Annotated in this window: 12 protein-coding genes and 1 pseudogene; 5 read left to right on the plus strand and 8 right to left on the minus strand. The window is 44.1% G+C overall.

The genetic code is table 11. The annotated features are described in order from the left end of the window. Positions 1-254: 254 nt before the first annotated feature. From ACPYIV_RS16620 to ACPYIV_RS16655, 8 genes and pseudogenes are all read right to left on the minus strand, one after another. Positions 255-638, minus strand: a complete 384-nt coding sequence (locus tag ACPYIV_RS16620) for a hypothetical protein (protein WP_258984079.1) — start codon at positions 636-638, stop codon at positions 255-257. A 12-nt stretch (positions 639-650) separates the two neighbouring features. Then, positions 651-734: pseudogene (locus ACPYIV_RS16625) on the minus strand (tyrosine recombinase); the annotation flags it as partial. 113 nt (positions 735-847) lie between these two features. Continuing rightward, on the minus strand, positions 848-2,656 hold the full coding sequence (locus ACPYIV_RS16630) for a reverse transcriptase domain-containing protein (RefSeq protein WP_425883772.1): 1,809 nt from the start codon (positions 2,654-2,656) through the stop codon (positions 848-850). Between the two features lie 550 nt (positions 2,657-3,206). After that, positions 3,207-4,367 (minus strand): site-specific integrase, encoded by a 1,161-nt coding sequence (locus ACPYIV_RS16635; protein ID WP_425884107.1) that lies wholly within the window; start codon positions 4,365-4,367, stop codon positions 3,207-3,209. Positions 4,368-4,613: 246 nt separating this feature from the next. After that, positions 4,614-8,699: a sensor histidine kinase gene (locus tag ACPYIV_RS16640; RefSeq protein WP_425884109.1), complete on the minus strand. Its 4,086-nt coding sequence runs from the start codon at positions 8,697-8,699 to the stop codon at positions 4,614-4,616. Positions 8,700-8,930: 231 nt separating this feature from the next. Next, positions 8,931-9,686, minus strand: coding sequence for a succinate dehydrogenase/fumarate reductase iron-sulfur subunit (locus tag ACPYIV_RS16645; RefSeq protein WP_293733501.1), 756 nt, complete (start codon positions 9,684-9,686; stop codon positions 8,931-8,933). A gap of 27 nt (positions 9,687-9,713) precedes the next feature. Further along, positions 9,714-11,657: a fumarate reductase/succinate dehydrogenase flavoprotein subunit gene (locus tag ACPYIV_RS16650; protein WP_293733502.1), complete on the minus strand. Its 1,944-nt coding sequence runs from the start codon at positions 11,655-11,657 to the stop codon at positions 9,714-9,716. A gap of 33 nt (positions 11,658-11,690) precedes the next feature. Continuing rightward, entirely contained in the window at positions 11,691-12,410 is a 720-nt protein-coding gene (locus ACPYIV_RS16655) for a succinate dehydrogenase/fumarate reductase cytochrome b subunit (RefSeq protein WP_293733503.1), read from the minus strand. Positions 12,411-12,713: 303 nt separating this feature from the next. On the opposite strand from ACPYIV_RS16655, the gene ACPYIV_RS16660 reads away from it, so the two are divergent. The 5 genes from ACPYIV_RS16660 to ACPYIV_RS16680 all read left to right on the plus strand — a co-directional run bounded on the left by ACPYIV_RS16660 (position 12,714) and on the right by ACPYIV_RS16680 (position 17,990). Further along, positions 12,714-14,684, plus strand: coding sequence for a tetratricopeptide repeat-containing sensor histidine kinase (locus tag ACPYIV_RS16660; RefSeq protein WP_299364249.1), 1,971 nt, complete (start codon positions 12,714-12,716; stop codon positions 14,682-14,684). 19 nt (positions 14,685-14,703) lie between these two features. Further along, positions 14,704-15,816, plus strand: a complete 1,113-nt coding sequence (locus ACPYIV_RS16665) for a sensor histidine kinase (protein WP_299364246.1) — start codon at positions 14,704-14,706, stop codon at positions 15,814-15,816. A 21-nt stretch (positions 15,817-15,837) separates the two neighbouring features. Further along, the gene (locus tag ACPYIV_RS16670) at positions 15,838-16,791 is read left to right on the plus strand and encodes a PmoA family protein (RefSeq protein WP_293734923.1); all 954 of its coding nucleotides are present in this window, start codon (positions 15,838-15,840) and stop codon (positions 16,789-16,791) included. A 340-nt stretch (positions 16,792-17,131) separates the two neighbouring features. Then, on the plus strand, positions 17,132-17,695 hold the full coding sequence (locus ACPYIV_RS16675) for a cob(I)yrinic acid a,c-diamide adenosyltransferase (protein WP_293733043.1): 564 nt from the start codon (positions 17,132-17,134) through the stop codon (positions 17,693-17,695). Positions 17,696-17,768: 73 nt separating this feature from the next. Further along, complete coding sequence (locus ACPYIV_RS16680; RefSeq protein WP_005633363.1) at positions 17,769-17,990, plus strand: DUF2795 domain-containing protein; 222 nt, start codon at positions 17,769-17,771, stop codon at positions 17,988-17,990. Positions 17,991-18,039: the final 49 nt, after the last annotated feature.

An 18,039-nucleotide genomic window follows, 5' to 3' on the forward strand; every position in this document is an offset into this window, starting at 1 on the left:
AATTACCAGCTGCAAAAATATAATCAATTATCGGATAGGCTGTTATGCAAAACACAGCAGAATGGTGACAAATAGCCCCCGAAACAAAAACTTTTAATGGCTTGGGGCAGGAAACGGATTGAACAAACGGAAAAACTCCCGAAAAGCGAATGTCGGATTACGCTTTTCGGGAGAAAAAACCAGAGCGTCTGTCGTGCTGTCGTACTGACTTAATGAATTACTGACTTACCGAGTGAATAATGTCAGGCATTCAGCTACGAGAAGTATTCGGATTTGGATATACTGTTGGTATTCAGCGAGAAGAAGATGCTTGTTTTCTCTTTTCGCAGGTACAGTCTTTCAAGAACGGCATTGCGTACCCTTTCGGCTCCGAATGTGCCGATATGGAAAGCGAGGGCAACTATCGCTTCAAGGTTGTAAACCTCCATACAGCAATTATCGGATACCCGTATGTTTCGCCTTGTCCCGTATTCCCTTAAAACTCCGTTCTTACAAAGAGCCTTTATCCCTGCACGGAATGTCGGGACGGTTACTCCGAGCAGGTCACAAAGTTCCCATTCGCTCATGGCGGTTGCGCTAATGTCGGTCGGCATGGTGATGTTGCCGTTACCGTCCGTTGTGATGATGCTTCGTTTCATGGCTATGCTTGGTTATGGGGTTACATTTCCGAACGATGCGTTCAGTTTGTTGCCGAACATCGTCAGGTCATTGTCAAGTTTCTGTGTGGTTATCTGTAGGCTCGGCAAACAACGCCTTTCCGCTTTACAGCGGTAGGTTTTCGTTTACCTGCCCCCGAACCGTACTTACACGTCTCCATGTATACGGCTCTCCATCTGTAACATCATTTTTACTTATCACAGCTCTGGATTTTTGCGTTACACTCCGCGCATACGACCAAAGTCTTTCTGTGCATATGGAGCATTTTGCGTTCCCAGTCATTTTTACCTTTTAACTCTTTGAGAGTGCGGACATGATGCATTACCACTTCTCCGTGCTTGCCACATAGTTCGCACGTTTTTGTTGTAAGCCTTTCTATCAAACTCAACGATGGCGTTTTGAACATATACGGCAGATTGTCACTTGGGGCTGTTTCACAATCCGTTTTACGGGCGTAACCCTCATTGTAGAATACCCTGTACTTGGTTTCTCCTCCCTTGTTTACAAAAGGCACGACAAAGAGATTGTCCTTGCGGTATGTTTCAATGACTTTTCTCACTGACATATTCAGCTTTTGAGCAAGAGTTTTGTACATGGAGAACTTCATAATACAGCCGAAAGAGCGTCCCAAAGCCGATGCATTGTTTGCTATTGAGTAATAGTTATAGAACCCTCGTATTTCGGTATTAAACTGAGATACAATCTCGTGCGCTTCATTGTCAATCATATAAGTCCTGCCTTTTGACACCCATGTTTCCTTGCCGTGTTTGGTGACAACTTTCATGGCTTCGAGGCTGAGCAGTTTATTCTTGATTACTTCTCTTGAAACGTGCAATATCACATTCCCGTTGAAGTATCTGCGCACTGTTCCGTTACTGTTTCTCTTTGTGGCATAGTCTTTACGGACATATATTTCGTAACCCAAAAATTTTGCGCTGTCTTGTGCATTTGTAATCAAAGTTTTTTCCTGTGACATCTCCAGCCTTAACTTTTCCTGCATAAACCTAGTGATGTCAGCTTTGATTGTCTCACATTCATTTTTCGTTCCGATAACCCCGATTAGAAAATCATCGGCGTAGCGCACATATCTCAGTCTGCGAAAATTTCTATCCATATCGTTGCCACTTGGCATTGTTAGTATCCGCTTCTGCTTTTCGTGCAGTTCTTCTACCATTTTTGTTCTTTCGTTTGCATCCTTCACTTCGTTTATCCTACGCTTTAGGTAGTGTACTCTGTTGTTGAGTTTGCAAATGTCCTTGTTACGACTTCTGATTGTCCCTTTATTGAATTTGTTGGCATATTCTTCCATGTATTTATCGAACTTGTCAAGGTATATATTTGCCAAAATAGGACTTATAATACCACCTTGCGGTGTCCCTGAATAAGTCTTGTTGAATTGCCACTCTTCCATGTACCCTGCATTGAGGAATTTCCGTATCAGACGAAGAAATCTGTCATCTGCTATTCTACCTTTCATTATTTCTATCAGCACATCATGGTCTATGTTGTCAAAGAAGCCTTTTATATCTCCCTCAATGAACCATTTTGCACCGTTGAAATTGTTTTGTAGACTTTTCAGTGCTGTGTGACAGCTTCGGTTTGGTCTGAAACCGTGCGATGTCCACTCAAAGTGTCCCTCATATATGGCTTCAAGCACCATTCTTACTACCTCTTGAACCAATTTGTCTTCAAAAGACAGTATTCCTAACGGACGCATTTTCCCATTCTTTTTCGGAATGTAAATTCTCTTTGCAGGATTGGGGCTATAAGTCTCATCCTTTATACTCTTTATGAGTTTGTTTATCCTATCGATGCTCATTTCATCCTCTGTTTTGCCATCTGTGCCGGGTGTCATGTTTCCCGGCTTTGCATACATACGTTGGTAGGCGACAAAGAACATCTGTTCATTGAATAGAATACGGTAGAGCCTTTCGTATTTATACTCAGGCTCGTTGCTGTGTCCAGCTAAAATGTTTAATACTTGCTCTGGATTTCTCATACGTCTCTCACGTTTTCCGTTGTTTGTATTAAAATTACAGACTACTTCCCTTCGCCATGTACAAGGCTTTCCCTTGCTCGGACTACTACGGAAGTTCCGTTACCATATCGGATATTCAAAAGCTTTCTTTATAGCTGTTTATTCCAGCGTTCCGACTTAGGTAATCCCCAGTTAGTTCTCTTAATAACTATTAGCACGTCATACTGTCGGATGCGACTTTCGTTCTTGTCCGCTTATTGCGGCTGTGTCATAGTCGGTTCTTTATGCTCTGCACTAACGCACAAAATAGGCAGAGTACTATGAAACAACGTATGTATAATAGTCTTCCGTTGTTGCAAGATTTGGTACCACAGAACTATCGTTCAACCAATCAAGGCTTCATCCTTATGTATGTCTTTTCGTCTTGCCCCTCAGTCGCTACTTGACTATTAGTAGACTTAGGGCTTTAATCAGTATGCTACACTCCCCACCAGGTTTCCCCTTTGGATAAACTGATTGACGATAGGATTATATCGAACCCAATCCTAACTTCTTGCTAAAGAAGTATTTATTAAGCGACCATTCTGGGCGCACTTGCATAGATTTGAGTCGTGACAATGTTCGTGTGTCCCAGAACACGGCTCACGCTTTCAATGGGCATCCCCTTGCTAAGAGCCAGTGTTCCAAACGTATGACGTGCGCAATGGTAGGAGATTTGCTTCTCTATTCCGCATTCCGCCATTACCTTTTTCAGTTGTTTGCACATCGTCCAATAGTTGATTTTCCCGAAAACCAGCTTGTCTTCCGACAGATACTTGTACCGTTCGATTATCTGCAAGGGAATATCAAGCAGCTTCACTTGGAACGGGACATTTGTCTTGTGCCGTTTCGACAATATCCATTTCTCACCGTTTACCTCCACTATTTCGTCCGTTGTGAGTTCTTTCATATCCACGAAAGACAAGGCGGTGAAGCAGGCGAAAATGAATAGGTCTCGCACCAATGCGAGGGTGGGGTTGTTAAACTCGTGCGCCATGATTCTTTTGATTTCGTCCTCTGTCAGATACTCCCGTTCCTTAACATTCGGGCTGATATGGAACTGCGCAAACGGATTTCTCGGTATCAGTCCGTTATAGTGCGCACGCATGACCACGCCTTTCAGCCACATGCAGTTCAGCCAGATGGTGGCGTTTTTCAGTCCCCGTTCAGCCGTAAGATAAGCCGCAAACTCCTTGATGAAGTCGGGTGTAAGTTCCAGCATGGACATATCCGTCCGCCTGTAGAACGACTTGATAAAGGCTGCGACATAATTTCTTGCCCTTACCATGACCTTGTATGTGCCGATGCTGCGGTCTTTGCCGACACGTTTCAGGAAGCTGGCGCAATCCTTGTCAAAAGCCTTTATCAGTGTCTCATACTCGCTTCCTACCCCTTGGTAGGCATTGCGCACCATTTCAGCCGTTACGTATGCCTCTCGGTCGGATATGCGCTGATAGTGCTTGATGATTTGCGCCTTGATGTTATCCAAAGCCTGATTGATGTTCCGTGCTTCGGCACTCTTGCCTTTGGCTCGGTTGCCTTTCGCATCCCAGAGGATTTTCGGGATGGTCTGCTTGCAACTGAACTGCGCCACAGTACCGTTGATTGTCACTCGTCCCATGATGGGGACAATACCGTCTTTCTCCTTGCTGCCGTTCACGTAGAACAGCACTTTGAATGTACTTCTTGCCATACTCGTTTTTTGTTTGCAAAGTTAAATATCAACGAGTTAGACCTTGATACGCAAATCGGTGACAAACGGTGCAATAGCATCTCTCATATGTTAAATCTTACTCTTTCACGGGTAATGATTTGCAAACCATTCTTCTTCTTAAATCCGCTTTTCTTTGCGTTTTCCGATTTTTCGGCTTGTCATCATTTGACACCGTAACGACTCTGATATTAAGTCATTTAACGTCATTTCTCCTGTTTTTCGAGGTTATTCCAGAGATTTGTTGTTATCTTGTTGGCTGTTTATCTCTATTTGGCTATCCGGATAAGAGTATTTGATGGCATTGCCGGTTAAATTGCGAAGGATCGTTTCGAGCATATTGGAATCCGTCAATACCCATATTCCGGGAGGAATCCGATTGATAAGCCGTATATTTTTCTTATTTGCAGTTAAAAGACAGGTCTGCATGACGGTATCTGTTACCTTCGATAATTCTGTTTTTTTATAGTTGGGAAGAAGAATTTCCTGTTGGGAAAGTTCCCACAACAACAGATTATCCAAAAGCATTTTTGTTTGTCCGGATGTTTCGTCTATAATACGGAGTATAGTACGCTTTTCCACATCCTGCATCTGGTCGAAACGCTGGTATAAGTTATGTGCAACAAGCTGTAAGGATTGTATCGGATTTTTCAGATCATGTGAAATGATACTGAAAAACTTGTTTTTACTGTCTATCGCTTCCGATAAGGCTTGTGTCCGTTTGGCTATAAGCTTTTCAAGACGTATTCCGTTTAAACGTAATTTCCTTTCCCGATACCGGATAAGCATATAAATGCTTGTTCCCAAAAAGGCAATCAGCAGACAGATGAACCAGAATTGTCGATACCAAGGTGTTGAGATATGGATAAAGCAAAAGGTTTGTCTGTTTTTCCATTCTCCAAACCGGTTGCAGACTTCTACTTCAAACGTATAGTCACCGGGAGGAATATTCGTGTACTTTGCGTTTAAAAAAGGAGGAATAGTCTGGATTGCATTTTTATCGAAACCGGAGAGCCGATAACGGTATTTCAGATGTGGTCCATCCACAAAATCAAGAGCACAGAAGTCAATGGAGAAAGAGTTCTCTTTATAACGGAGGTCGATTTTTCCTGCAGGAGCAATGTCGGTTTGGCATACTTTATCTTTTACTTTGAAGTTAGAGAACAGGATGGGCGATGGCATCACCTGCTCTGTGAAGTCAGACGGGTCGAACAAATTGAAACCATGCATTCCTCCGAACAGAAGGGAGCCGTTGCGTAACCGGCAACTTGCAGAAGTAAATTCGTCGTCCTGGAATCCGTGCTGTTTGCCGAACCTGCGGAATATCTCTCCGTCGGCGGTCAGGCAGAATAAGCCGTTGCCGGTTGCAACCCATAAGTACTGCCGGCTGTCTTCCTGTATACTTTTGATTATATAGTCGGAAAGTCCTTTAATCCTTGTGAAATTATCTTCCGGAGAGTTATACTGGCATAGCCCTTTTTCGGTTCCAACCCAGATATGTCCCCGACTATCTTCGAACAAACAATTGATCGTGTTGTTGGGAATACCTGTTGTATCCCAAGGGTGGAAAGGATAGTGTTTTATTTTATCGGTTCGGATATTCAGGACATTGATCCCTTTTTCTGTTGTGCCTAACCAAATGTTTCCTCTTTTATCTTCTATAATACAGCTCGCCAGACGCGAGGAAAGGCTACTGCTGTCAGGAACGCTCATGTCTGTAAATGCTTGGTTATTCATGTTGCAGATCGCCATCCCTGCACTTGTTGAAACCCAAAGATTCCCGTCGGGGCCGAAAAATGTATAGACTACAAGGCTGCTGGGTATGCTGTTCGGGTTCATTTCGTCGTGTGTGAAAACTGTCTTTTCTTTCGTCCCCAAATGGAGGCGGGCCAACCCTTCATTTGTACTGATCCATAGAAATCCGGGTTGTTCGCAATTGATATGATAAATATGATGGCCGGGCAAGCTGTTTTCCTGTGTGGAATTAAGCGGATAAAAGCCCGTTTGTTTCTTATTCCTCAGGCAAATTACGCCTGAAGAAGTCCCGATATACAGATTACCCGATGAATCACCGGATAATGCTGTGATTTTGGGAAAAGAATCGACTCTTGAAGAGAATGGAAGGATTTTATCGAATAATGGATTATAAATGAATAAACCGCTGTCCGTTCCCATCCATAACTCGTTTTTTCGATCCAAATGCATGACTTTGATATCGTGGGGAATTTTCCCTTTAAGGATGGCATATTTACCGTTTAATAAGTAGAGTTCATTGTTTTTACCCAAATAAATCGACTCCGTATTCTGGGATGGTGACATTGTGAACCGCACTTCTTTATCGAACTGAAGCAATATTTCTACCTGTTGGGTTTCAAGTGTGTGACGGGCGACGAAATTATGTCCGGTCAACCAAATATGCCTTTTTTTGTCATAAAGCATATTGATTTCACGGAAATGGGGAGGCAGATTGATCAGTTCGCCTTTGCAGTATTGAAAATAATGTTCATATATATCCCGGTTCGGATAGTTTGGAGGAAGTGTACCACCGATTTGGACAAAGTCCTGTTTCTTCAAGTCGTAATATCCGTAATACCGTGTTCCGGCTAAATAGAGGCGTTCTGCTTTGGAATCAAAACCGGAATTATAAATCCAGCAGTTTGCTCGTGGAAAGCTGTTCCTTGCATAATGTTTAGGTAGGAATTTTCCTTGCTGCCGGTCGAACAAATTTAAACCGAAACATTCCCATGTTACGCACCAGAAACGGGAATGGCTGTCTTCAAGAAAACCGGTATACCAATTGGCGCCGAAAGGATTTCCGATTAAAGGAGGATATAAATAATCCGGTTTTCTGCTCCAGAGCGCATATCTGTTAAAAGTCCGGTTGGCCTTGTCGTATATATTGAAGCCGATATGTGACCAGAGGCCGATGTAAATCTTACCGGTTTTGTCTTCGTATAAGGCTGAAATATTGTTTTCATTCAGATTGGCAAACTGAAGCGGTGTATTTTTGAAACTCCGGTAATTATCAAAAACGGATTCGTTATCAGAGGAGGGAGCCTGAATGACTCCATGCCGGAAATATTGTTTTAGCGTTTGTTTTTCCCGCTCAAATGTAGCAGGAGATAAATCCTTTGTCAACAAATTGTAGGTGAGGTTACCGAATTGTCCCTTTTCCAGGCTGAATGTGTCTACACCTTCACTTTCGGTTCCAACCCAGATCAAGCCATTATGATCTTGTAGTAAAGCGGTTATATGATCGGATACAGGGCTATTTGCATCCGGTATTTTCCGGTAATGGCGAATAGAGTTGTATTTATGGGCGTACATACTTACTCCTTTATCCGTACCGATCCAAATATTGCCATCTCTATCTTTATAAAGGCAGGAGACATTGTTGGACAATAGCGTATTATTGTCTTGAGGGTTATTTTGGAAATTATGATAAATCTGATTTTCAAAATCTATCCGTATCAATCCTCTTAAATCTCCTCCGATCCATATTTTGCCATCATCGTCACGCACAGCCGAGGTTGCCCCGACCGGAATTTGCAGAATAGTGTGAAAGAAACCACTGTCCGGATTATAACAACCTAATGCCCCTTCGTAATTTGAACAAAGCAGCTCTTTGCCGGCTGTTTCTACAAAGCATCCCGGATCAAAATAAACTTCATCCTTATTTTGTATCGGATGGCGAATAGCCTTCATCTCTTTTCCCGGTATCAGGGCGATGTGGGTGAGCCGTCCGCCTACCCAGATGTTGTGGTTGGAATCTTCGAAGATATGATGGTAGAAATAGTTGCCCTCGGTGGGTAAGGAGGTGTGCGAAACGTGGTTCCATTCTTGTGTTTTCAAATTCAGCCGGGAGAGAAACCCACCTGCGCTTTCAATCCATAGAAAACCTTCTTTATCGGCATATAATGCTTTGATGTGGTTGCTGCGCAGGCTGTTTTTTTGCTGTTTATCCGTGTAATACCGGGTGAAAGTCCGGGTTGTATAATCAAATTTGTTTAACCCGTCTTGTGTGCCGGCCCAGAGATTTCCGTCACTATCTATAGTCAGTGCGGTAATGGTATTGTCGGATATACTGTTGGATTGTTCAATGTTATTCCGGTAAATATTATAATGAAAACCGTCAAAGCAGGTGAGACCATTTTGAGTGGCAAACCATATTTTGCCGAACTTGTCTTGGGCAATGTCTAATATCTGGTTGCTGCATAATCCGTCCTGTGTGGTAAAATGTATAAAACGTGCAAAATGATCGTTTTGTGTTTGTAGATTACTATAGATAATACCATGGGCGATAGGGGAAATCATACACAATGAACTGAGACATACGAATATTATTGTTCGTAGGAAAAAGTAGCATTGGAATGATGCCTGTTTCTTCATGTATGATTAACTAAGTATTGAATAATAATCCAAATGTAATGAAATGTTATTCAATTGCAAATTATTTAATGTCCATTTTGTAGAAGTTAAAGTTTACGGAATAAAAAAAAGAGGCTACCACTTGGGTAACCTCTTTCTTGATATTGCTTGTTGATATTAGTCTTGTAACTTCGCAGCGATGAATTCGCGGTTCAGACGGGCGATGTTGCTGACGGAGATGTTTTTCGGGCATTCCATTTCGCAAGCGCGGGTGTTGGTACAGTTACCGAAGCCCAGTTCATCCATTTTGGCTACCATAGCTTTTGCACGGCGAGCAGCTTCAATTTTGCCTTGAGGCAACAGAGCCAGTTGGCTGACCTTTGCAGAGACGAACAGCATAGCTGAACCGTTCTTGCAAGCAGCAGCACAAGCACCGCAACCGATACAAGCAGCTGCATCCATAGCCAGGTCGGCATCCGCTTTAGGGATAGCGATTGCGTTGGCATCAGGAACACCGCCAGTGTTTACAGAAACGAAACCTCCTGCCTGGATAATCTTATCGTAAGCATAACGGTCCACCATCAAGTCGCGGATAACCGGGAAACCGGCAGAACGCCACGGTTCGATCGTGATCGTTTCACCGTCGTGGAAACGACGCATATAAAGCTGGCAGGTTGTTGCACCTGTAGCCGGTCCGTGCGGATGTCCGTTTACATAAAGTGAACACATACCGCAGATACCTTCGCGGCAGTCGTGGTCGAATACAACAGGATCTTTACCTTCGTTGATCAACTGTTCGTTCAGAATATCCAACATTTCCAGGAAAGAAGTACCTTGATTGATATTCTTCAACTGGTAAGTTTCGAACTGTCCTTTTTCTTTCGGACCTTTCTGACGCCAAACTTTAAGTGTGATATTTATATCTTTATCCATGATTCTAATTTTTGTAATTGATGATTATTACTTCTTGTAGTTACGAGTCTGAGGTACTACGAATTCATAATTCAGATTTTCCTTCAGCATAACAGGGTCCTTGTCTTCACCCTGATATTCCCAGCAAGATACGTACATGAATTTGTCATCGTGACGAAGGGCTTCCCCTTCTTCTGTCTGATGTTCCGTACGGAAGTGACCACCACAAGATTCAGCACGGTCTAATGCGTCGTGAGCCATCAATGTACCGATTTCGATGAAGTCGGCCAGGCGGAGAGCTTTTTCAAGTTCCACGTTCAGGTCGTCTGCATTACCCGGGATACGTACATTTGTCCAGAATTCTTTCTTCAGGTCTTTCAGCATGGCGATTGCTTCTTTCAGGCCTTCGGCGTCACGAGCCATACCGATGTGTTCCCACATGATGTGCCCTAATTTCTTATGGATAGAGTCGACTGATTCCTTACCCTTGATATTCATCAATTTCTGGATACGAGCCTTGATATCTTTTTCACATTCTGCAAATTCAGGCAGGTCGGTGCTGAAACGCGGAACCTGGATCTGATCGGACAGGTAGTTCTGGATTGTGTACGGCAATACGAAATAACCGTCAGCCAATCCCTGCATCAGAGCAGATGCACCCAAGCGGTTTGCACCGTGGTCGGAGAAGTTGGCTTCACCAATGGCGAACAGACCTGGGATAGAAGTCATCAATTCATAGTCTACCCAAAGACCACCCATCGAGTAGTGAAGAGCCGGATAGATCATCATTGGAGTTTCGTATGGATCGTCGTTTGTAATTTCTTCGTACATGTCGAACAAGTTACCATATTTCTGTTTTACCACTTCTTTACCCAGGCGGTTGATAGCGTCGGAGAAGTCCAGGAATACAGCCAAACCTGTGTTGTTAACACCGAAACCGGCATCGCAACGTTCTTTTGCAGCACGTGAAGCCACGTCACGCGGAACCAGGTTACCGAATGCCGGATAACGGCGTTCCAGATAGTAGTCGCGGTCTTCTTCAGGAATATCTTTACCTTTCTTAGTTCCAGCCTGCAATGCTTTTGCATCTTCCAGCTTTTTCGGTACCCAGATACGGCCGTCGTTACGCAGTGATTCCGACATCAAAGTCAGTTTAGACTGGTAATCGCCGTGTACAGGAACACAAGTCGGGTGGATCTGTACCATACAAGGGTTAGCAAAATAAGCACCTTTCTTGTAGCACTGCCATGCAGCAGAACCGTTGGAAGCCATAGCGTTTGTAGACAGGAAGAACGTATTTACATAGCCACCTGTAGCCACTACGACAGCGTGAGCCGAGAAACGTTCGATTTTACCTGTTACCAGGTTACGAGCGATAATACCACGTGCACGGCCGTCGATTTTAACCAGATCCAACATCTCGTGGCGGGTGTACATCTTAACCTTGTTCAAACCGATCATGCGGCTCAAAGCAGAGTAAGCACCCAGCAACAACTGCTGTCCGGTCTGGCCGCGGGCATAGAACGTACGGGATACCTGAGCGCCACCGAATGAACGGTTGTCCAGCAGACCGCCGTATTCGCGAGCGAACGGTACACCTTGTGCTACGCACTGGTCGATGATATTGTTGGAAACTTCTGCCAGACGATAAACGTTAGCTTCGCGGGCACGATAGTCACCACCTTTGATCGTATCGTAGAACAGACGGTAAACAGAGTCGCCATCATTCTGATAATTCTTTGCAGCATTGATACCACCCTGTGCAGCGATAGAGTGTGCACGACGGGGAGAGTCCTGAATACAGAAGTTCAGCACGTTGAATCCCATTTCAGCCAGAGAAGCCGCAGCAGAAGCTCCAGCCAGACCCGTACCAACTACAATTACGTCCAGACGACGTTTGTTCGCGGGGTTCACCAATTTCTGATGATCTTTATAATTTTTCCACTTCTCAGCCAACGGGCCCTGAGGGATTTTAGAATCTATTTGAGTCATAATGATTTATTTTCAATAATGTTACACCTTAAATTAATGGCCTGCACAAACAGCAGCACAATCGCCTCCTACACCGTTTACGTAGAAAACAATGGTAATGATAGCAAACAGTACACAGATGACAGTTGCTACAATCTTAGAGATGCAAATCCAACGGTTCATCCAGATCGTGTTATTCCATCCGATCGTCTGGATAGCGCTCCAGAAACCGTGAGTCAGGTGGAACCACAGGGCTGCATACCAAATCAGGTAAAGGACAGTAATCAAAATGTTACCCTGGAAATAGTAGTTGATAAATGCTGCGCCATCCTGTGGAGATACCGTAGCAGCACCCAATGCAACTTCGTGATGGCCCAACAATTCGGCGAACATCATCTTATACCAGAACTGGCTGAAGTGCAGTACCATGAACAGGAGAATGATAATCCCCAGTACCAGCATGTTCTGAGATGCCCATTCCACTCCTTTCGGGCGAGCGTTAATTGCATAACGGTCGTTTCCGCGAGCCTTACGGTTCTGAAGTGTCAGAATAAGAGCGTACACAAAGTGAATCACAATGCCTGCAGCCAGAACCAGAGTGGCAGCCACGGCATACCAGTTTGCTCCCAATAATGAACAAATCATGTTATAGGCTTCTCCAGAGAAAGCAGCCGCCACATTCATTGACAAGTGGAACAATAAGAACAAAACAAGAAAGATACCTGATATACTCATTATCAGCTTCTTCCCGATAGAAGAATTAAGTAACCACATAAGATAATAATTTAAGTTATTTAATTGTATTTAGAAATTTCTTCCAATCTATGGTTGTTATCGTGCAAAGGTATGCTAAATCCACATTACACGCAAACGATTAAAGAAATATTTCGCCAATGAGAATGCGGCTTTCCGGCAGGTTTTTTATTTGCGTTAAAAATAAAGGCTTATCGCGTAATTTAGTTGTTTTCCCAATTCTTTCGTTATATTTGTAAATTGATTAAGATAGGCAACTATTTGATTAGAATATGCAACTTGCACATAGGGTAAAATTGCGGTTGAAAATTACTTTAAGGAGTGATGAGTGTTATTGCTAAATATTTAATCTCCTTGTTGTTATTGTTCTATACGACAGCTATGGCTTGGGGGCAGGTAGACAGTGTGATGAAGAGCATCCATTCTTTGCCTTGCGATACCGTGCGCCTGGTCGAGTTATGGAAATGGAGTAAAAAGGCAATGGATAGCCCGGACGAACTTATCTATCTCGATACTTTGCTGAATGAAGCTACCCGCCAGGGTAATATCGATTATCAATCTTTTGTTTACCGGAATAAAGTCAGACATTATTTTAATCTGAACGAATTCGAAGGAGCCCGTCAGGCAACTGAAGCGGCTGTCCGTTTTTTGCGGGAGCATAAAAAATATTCATTGCTTTTCGATGTGAGAAGCATGCTTATTAATATGTATACAGACCGTGAAGAATATGAAATATCCCTCTGGAAAGGCCATGAAATGTATAAGGAAGCAGAAGCGTTGGATGATGACCGCGGAAAAGTTTCCGCCTGTTATGTTTTAGCGTATGCCTGCTATTTCTCCCAACGAAACAGGGAAGCGATCGATTGGTGCAGGCGGGGATTAGACCTTGCGCTTAAATATCCCGATGAATCAACGGAAGGAATAGAGTTTCTTTTTATGACGGCAGAGTCTTATTATAATCTGAAAATGATGGATTCCGTAAAACTGTATGTCGACTCGGCCTACCGGAAGTTATCCGTCTACGCCGAATCCCGTTCGAGATCCATCCCGGAGTATTACTCTTTTTACCAACTGTGGAAGTTTTGCCGTTATGCAACCGGCTATTTATGCCATCACGATCTTGAAAACGCTCGTGCCAGCCTGGAAGAGGCTGCCGCTTTGATGAAGGGGTATAAATATGATGTTTACAGGGATCTTTATTATTATACCTGGTCGGATTATTATCTGGCTGCCGGAAAATATGAAGAGGCGATGGATGCCCTTGAAAAAGGAAGGGAATATGAGTTCGAATGGTCGCCGGCCGAGAGCTCGGAGTATCCCAAAAAACGGGCTATGATTTATTATGCAAGGGGCGATTACCGGACTGCAACCGATGAGATACTGCGCAGCGCTTTTCTGGCTGATTCGATGAATAACGTGCGCTTTATCCAACAATCTAAACAACTCCGGTCGGTCTATGACATGAATCGCTTAGAAGCGGAAAGCGAGAGACGGATATTTATTATACATATCCAGATCGTTTTGGTATTGGCCTTGTGTGCAGTAGTCTTCTTGTTGTTCTATTACTTGTTCCGCTTTTACCGGATGAAGCAAGAACTGGCTGTCGCCGTAAAAAAAGCCTGCGAGGCCGATCGAAAAACGTCCGGTTTTCTGCATAACATGGGCCATGAAGTACAGGTGTTCCTGCAGGATATATCCGGTTTGTCGGATGCACTGATCGAGGAATCGGAAAACAGCAAGAAACAGGAATACGCAACTGAAATCTGTTCGCGCAACGAGCGGGCCCAGCGTGTCATATTCGATATTCTGGATGTTTCTAAAATCGAGTCCGACAGGATGCAGTTCCAGTATGAAAGGATCAGCCTGAACGGGTTGGTGGAAGAGGTTTGCAGCAGTCTCCTGCCCAATGTCCCTGATAAAGTGAAAATCCGTTTACTTCCTTGTGAAGACAGGCTGTTTACGACAGATCCGGTACGATTGAACCGGGTTTTGTATAATCTGCTTCATTATGCCGGGACACACGCTTGCGGAGGTTGCATCCGCATCAAATATGAAAGCCGTGAGAATGAAGTCTGTTTTACTATATCCGGTGATAACTGGATAATGGAGCAGGAGGAATATCAGTACTTGTTTGACCGTCTCGTGCAGACTTCCGGCAGGTTGGAAGATATGCAGCTTGAGATGCTGATCAGCCAGGGCCTGATTGTCAGGATGGGCGGGACTTTGACCGTCTTCCCGGATCGATCCGGAGGAACCCGCTTTGAATTCGTGTTGCCGGATCAACCTTTAAATTAACAAATAAGCAAAGTCAGGAATGAAGCGGTTACTATCATACATGTTAATATCCATACTGGTGTCGGTCTCTCCCGGTTTCGGCTTGCCGGCCTGCGGGGCGGAGGATGTCCTTATGGAGGATTTTGTGGATAGCCGGCTGGAGCCTCTTCGCAAAAGTGCGGATGAATTGAGGGATAAGCAGGATTATAAAGGTGCGTTCGATTTGTATCTCCGGTCGCTTGATTTGCAGGATTCTATTCAGCAGAACTCTTATTTTCAACAAATCAGCAAGTTCAAAGCTGAGAACGAAGCCCTTCAAATCAAGATGGAGAATGAGCAGCTTACCTTGAGGTCACATGAATTGTATCTGATGATTTTGGGACTTGCCTTGTTTTGCATCCTCTTGTTTGTCCTGTTACAAATAAACCGCCGGCTGAAGAAGCGACTTACTAAAGAGAAGGATAAAGCCGAACGTTCCGACCATTTGAAGTCTGCTTTCTTAGCCAATATGAATCATGAGATCCGTACGCCCCTTAATGCGATAGCCGGTTTCTCGCAACTGCTGGTGGAGGAGGAAGATCCGGAAGTCAGTAAGCAATATATTCATATTATCAAAGAAAACAACGAGTTGCTTCTCAGTTTGTTGAATGATGTGCTGGATATTTCCCGGATCGAATCGGAGACGATTACGTTTACCTACTCGAAGGTCAGTCTTCCCGATGTCATTAACGGATTATATGAAACAGCGAAGTTGCAAATCGGGCCTTCAGTGACTTTGCAGAAAGATTCGGCTCCTGATATTTCTATTTATACGGATCGTCATCGTCTGGTCCAGATTTTATCGAATTTGCTTTCTAATGCTATCAAACATACGACGGAGGGTGAAATACGGATCGGTTATGATTGGGAAGGAACGGAAAAAATTCGTTTTTTTGTGGCCGATACAGGCAAAGGCATTCCGAAAGAAATGCAGCAGAAGATATTTGCCCGTTTCGTGCAGGCTGTGGAAAGCCATTCCAAAGGAGTGGGACTCGGGCTCGCTTTATGCAAAGGTTTCGTAGACCGTCTGGGCGGCGAAATCGGATTGGAGTCGGTCGAAGGTGAAGGCTCCACGTTCTGGTTCACGTTGCCTTGCCGCATGCCGGATAACTGATTATTATTTAATTGTCATATTATGAAAACTGCTGTTTTTTCGATTGGTATTTTTTTGTTTTCTCTTTTCTTTGGCTCTTGCCAGCCTTCCAAAACTCCCGTCTCGGTTGTCGATACGGGGAAAGCTTTGGATTATAAGATGGGAGATAAGCTGTTGTTCTCTTACAATTATGCTACGGTTTATCCGGCTCCGGGCGTCGATTCGGTTTATAAACGCAGCGGTTTTATTCACCCCTTGAACACATTGGGAGGCGAAGTGATGACTAATTGTTCGCCTGCCGATCATTACCATCATTTCGGTTTGTGGTACGCCTGGACGAAAACCACGTTCGAAGGAAATGAGATCGACTTCTGGAATCTCAACAAAAAACAGGGGACGGTCCGTTTCCGTAATTTCGAGCGTGTCTCCGATAATGGTTTTGTTGCCACGTTGGACCATGTCGTTTACCCCGATTCTCCCGCAGAAAAGGTGGCGATGAACGAACGCCTGGAAATCAATATCGGGACGACATCCTTGCCCGGCTATTATATCGACTATCATACCACTCTCCGTCTTGCCAGTTCCAGTCCGGTTACAATGGAGGCCTATCGTTATGGCGGTATATGTATCCGTACGCGTGAGGACTGGAACGACCAGACCGCCGAGATGCTTACTTCGGAAGGCCTTTCACGCGATGATGCGGATGGTTCGAGAGCCCGTTGGTGCTACTATCAGGGTAAAGCGGGAAGCGGCAAAGCCTGTATTTTGATTGTCGCCGATCCTTCCAACCTGAACTATCCCGAACCTTTGCGCGTATGGGATAAAACTGTCAATAAGCCAGCCGGCGATGTCATGTGGAATTTCTCTCCGACCAAACAGCAGGCATTCACGTTAGAGCCTGGCAAAGAGCTGAGCCTGTCTTACCGGATTTACGTGCTGGACAAGAAAATAAATGCTACCACTGCCGAAGTTCTGTCCGACTTTGAACGTGATTGATGTTACTCTCAATGATATTATAAATAAATGTCTTGCAAACAAAATGATGAGCCGGAATAATTCATAACTTAAGACTCCCAACTGTTTTACCGTTTCCATAGCAGGAAACTGTCGTTCCCCCGGCAGGAAACTGCAATGGGTTGGATATCAATGATAATCCGAATGGGATATCGGGCATGATGATAGGGCATATATGTTTAGGATGGCATTGACTATTTTTTTGCTAAATAAATAATCCGAATCCTTGCACAACTCCCGGAATCTGACGAATATTGCACTCCTTTTTGCAACATCTGGAGCAGATGTGCGATTATATAATAAAACGATAAGTTATTGTAGTATGAAAAAGAGCATTATATACACAGGAACCGGTGACAAGGGGACGACTTCCTTAGTTGGTGGCGAGCGGGTGTCAAAAGCGCACCAGCGTATCGAGAGTTATGGCACGGTCGACGAACTGAACTCGTTTATCGGCTTGTTGATCACTTCGCTGGAAGAGAAAGCGGATCAGGATTTCCTGCTGTTCGTCCAGCATAAGCTGTTCACGATCGGTTCCTATCTGGCTACCGACCAGGAGAACACGGAACTGAAAATAGAGAGTAAGGTGATGCCGGAAACAATCACCCGTATCGAGCGGGAAATAGACCGCTTGGATAACGAATTGCCCAAGATGCGCAACTTCGTTTTGCCCGGAGGAAGCCGCTCGGCCTCTTTGGCGCATGTGTGCCGTACCGTTTGCAGGCGCGCCGAACGCCAGATCTACCGATTGGCCGAGACAATTCCTGTCGAAGAACCTGTTCTGGTTTTCATGAACAGATTGTCTGATTATCTGTTTGTTCTGGCTCGTAAGGAATGTATACGGAATAATGGCAAAGAAATTATCTGGGATTATACTTGCATCTAAAGAATATTGTTTTATTTTTGCGGAAAATTTGAGAACCTGACCGCCCTGAGGTGGTTATTAATACTTGACAGCTATGTATTGGACATTAGAGTTAGCTTCAAAATTAGAAGACGCACCCTGGCCTGCAACCAAGGATGAATTGATTGACTATGCACAACGTTCTGGCGCGCCACTCGAAGTGATTGAAAATTTGCAGGAAATGGAAGACGAAGGTGAGATTTATGAATGCATGGAAGATATCTGGCCCGACTATCCAAGTAAAGAAGACTTTTTCTTCAATGAAGAAGAATATTAATGTGCGATAAAAACGTACAGGCATGAAATAATAACGAGGTGGTAGGGCT

The sequence above is a fragment of the Parabacteroides vesiculifaciens genome, from assembly GCF_049860805.1.
Taxonomy (GTDB): domain Bacteria; phylum Bacteroidota; class Bacteroidia; order Bacteroidales; family Tannerellaceae; genus Parabacteroides.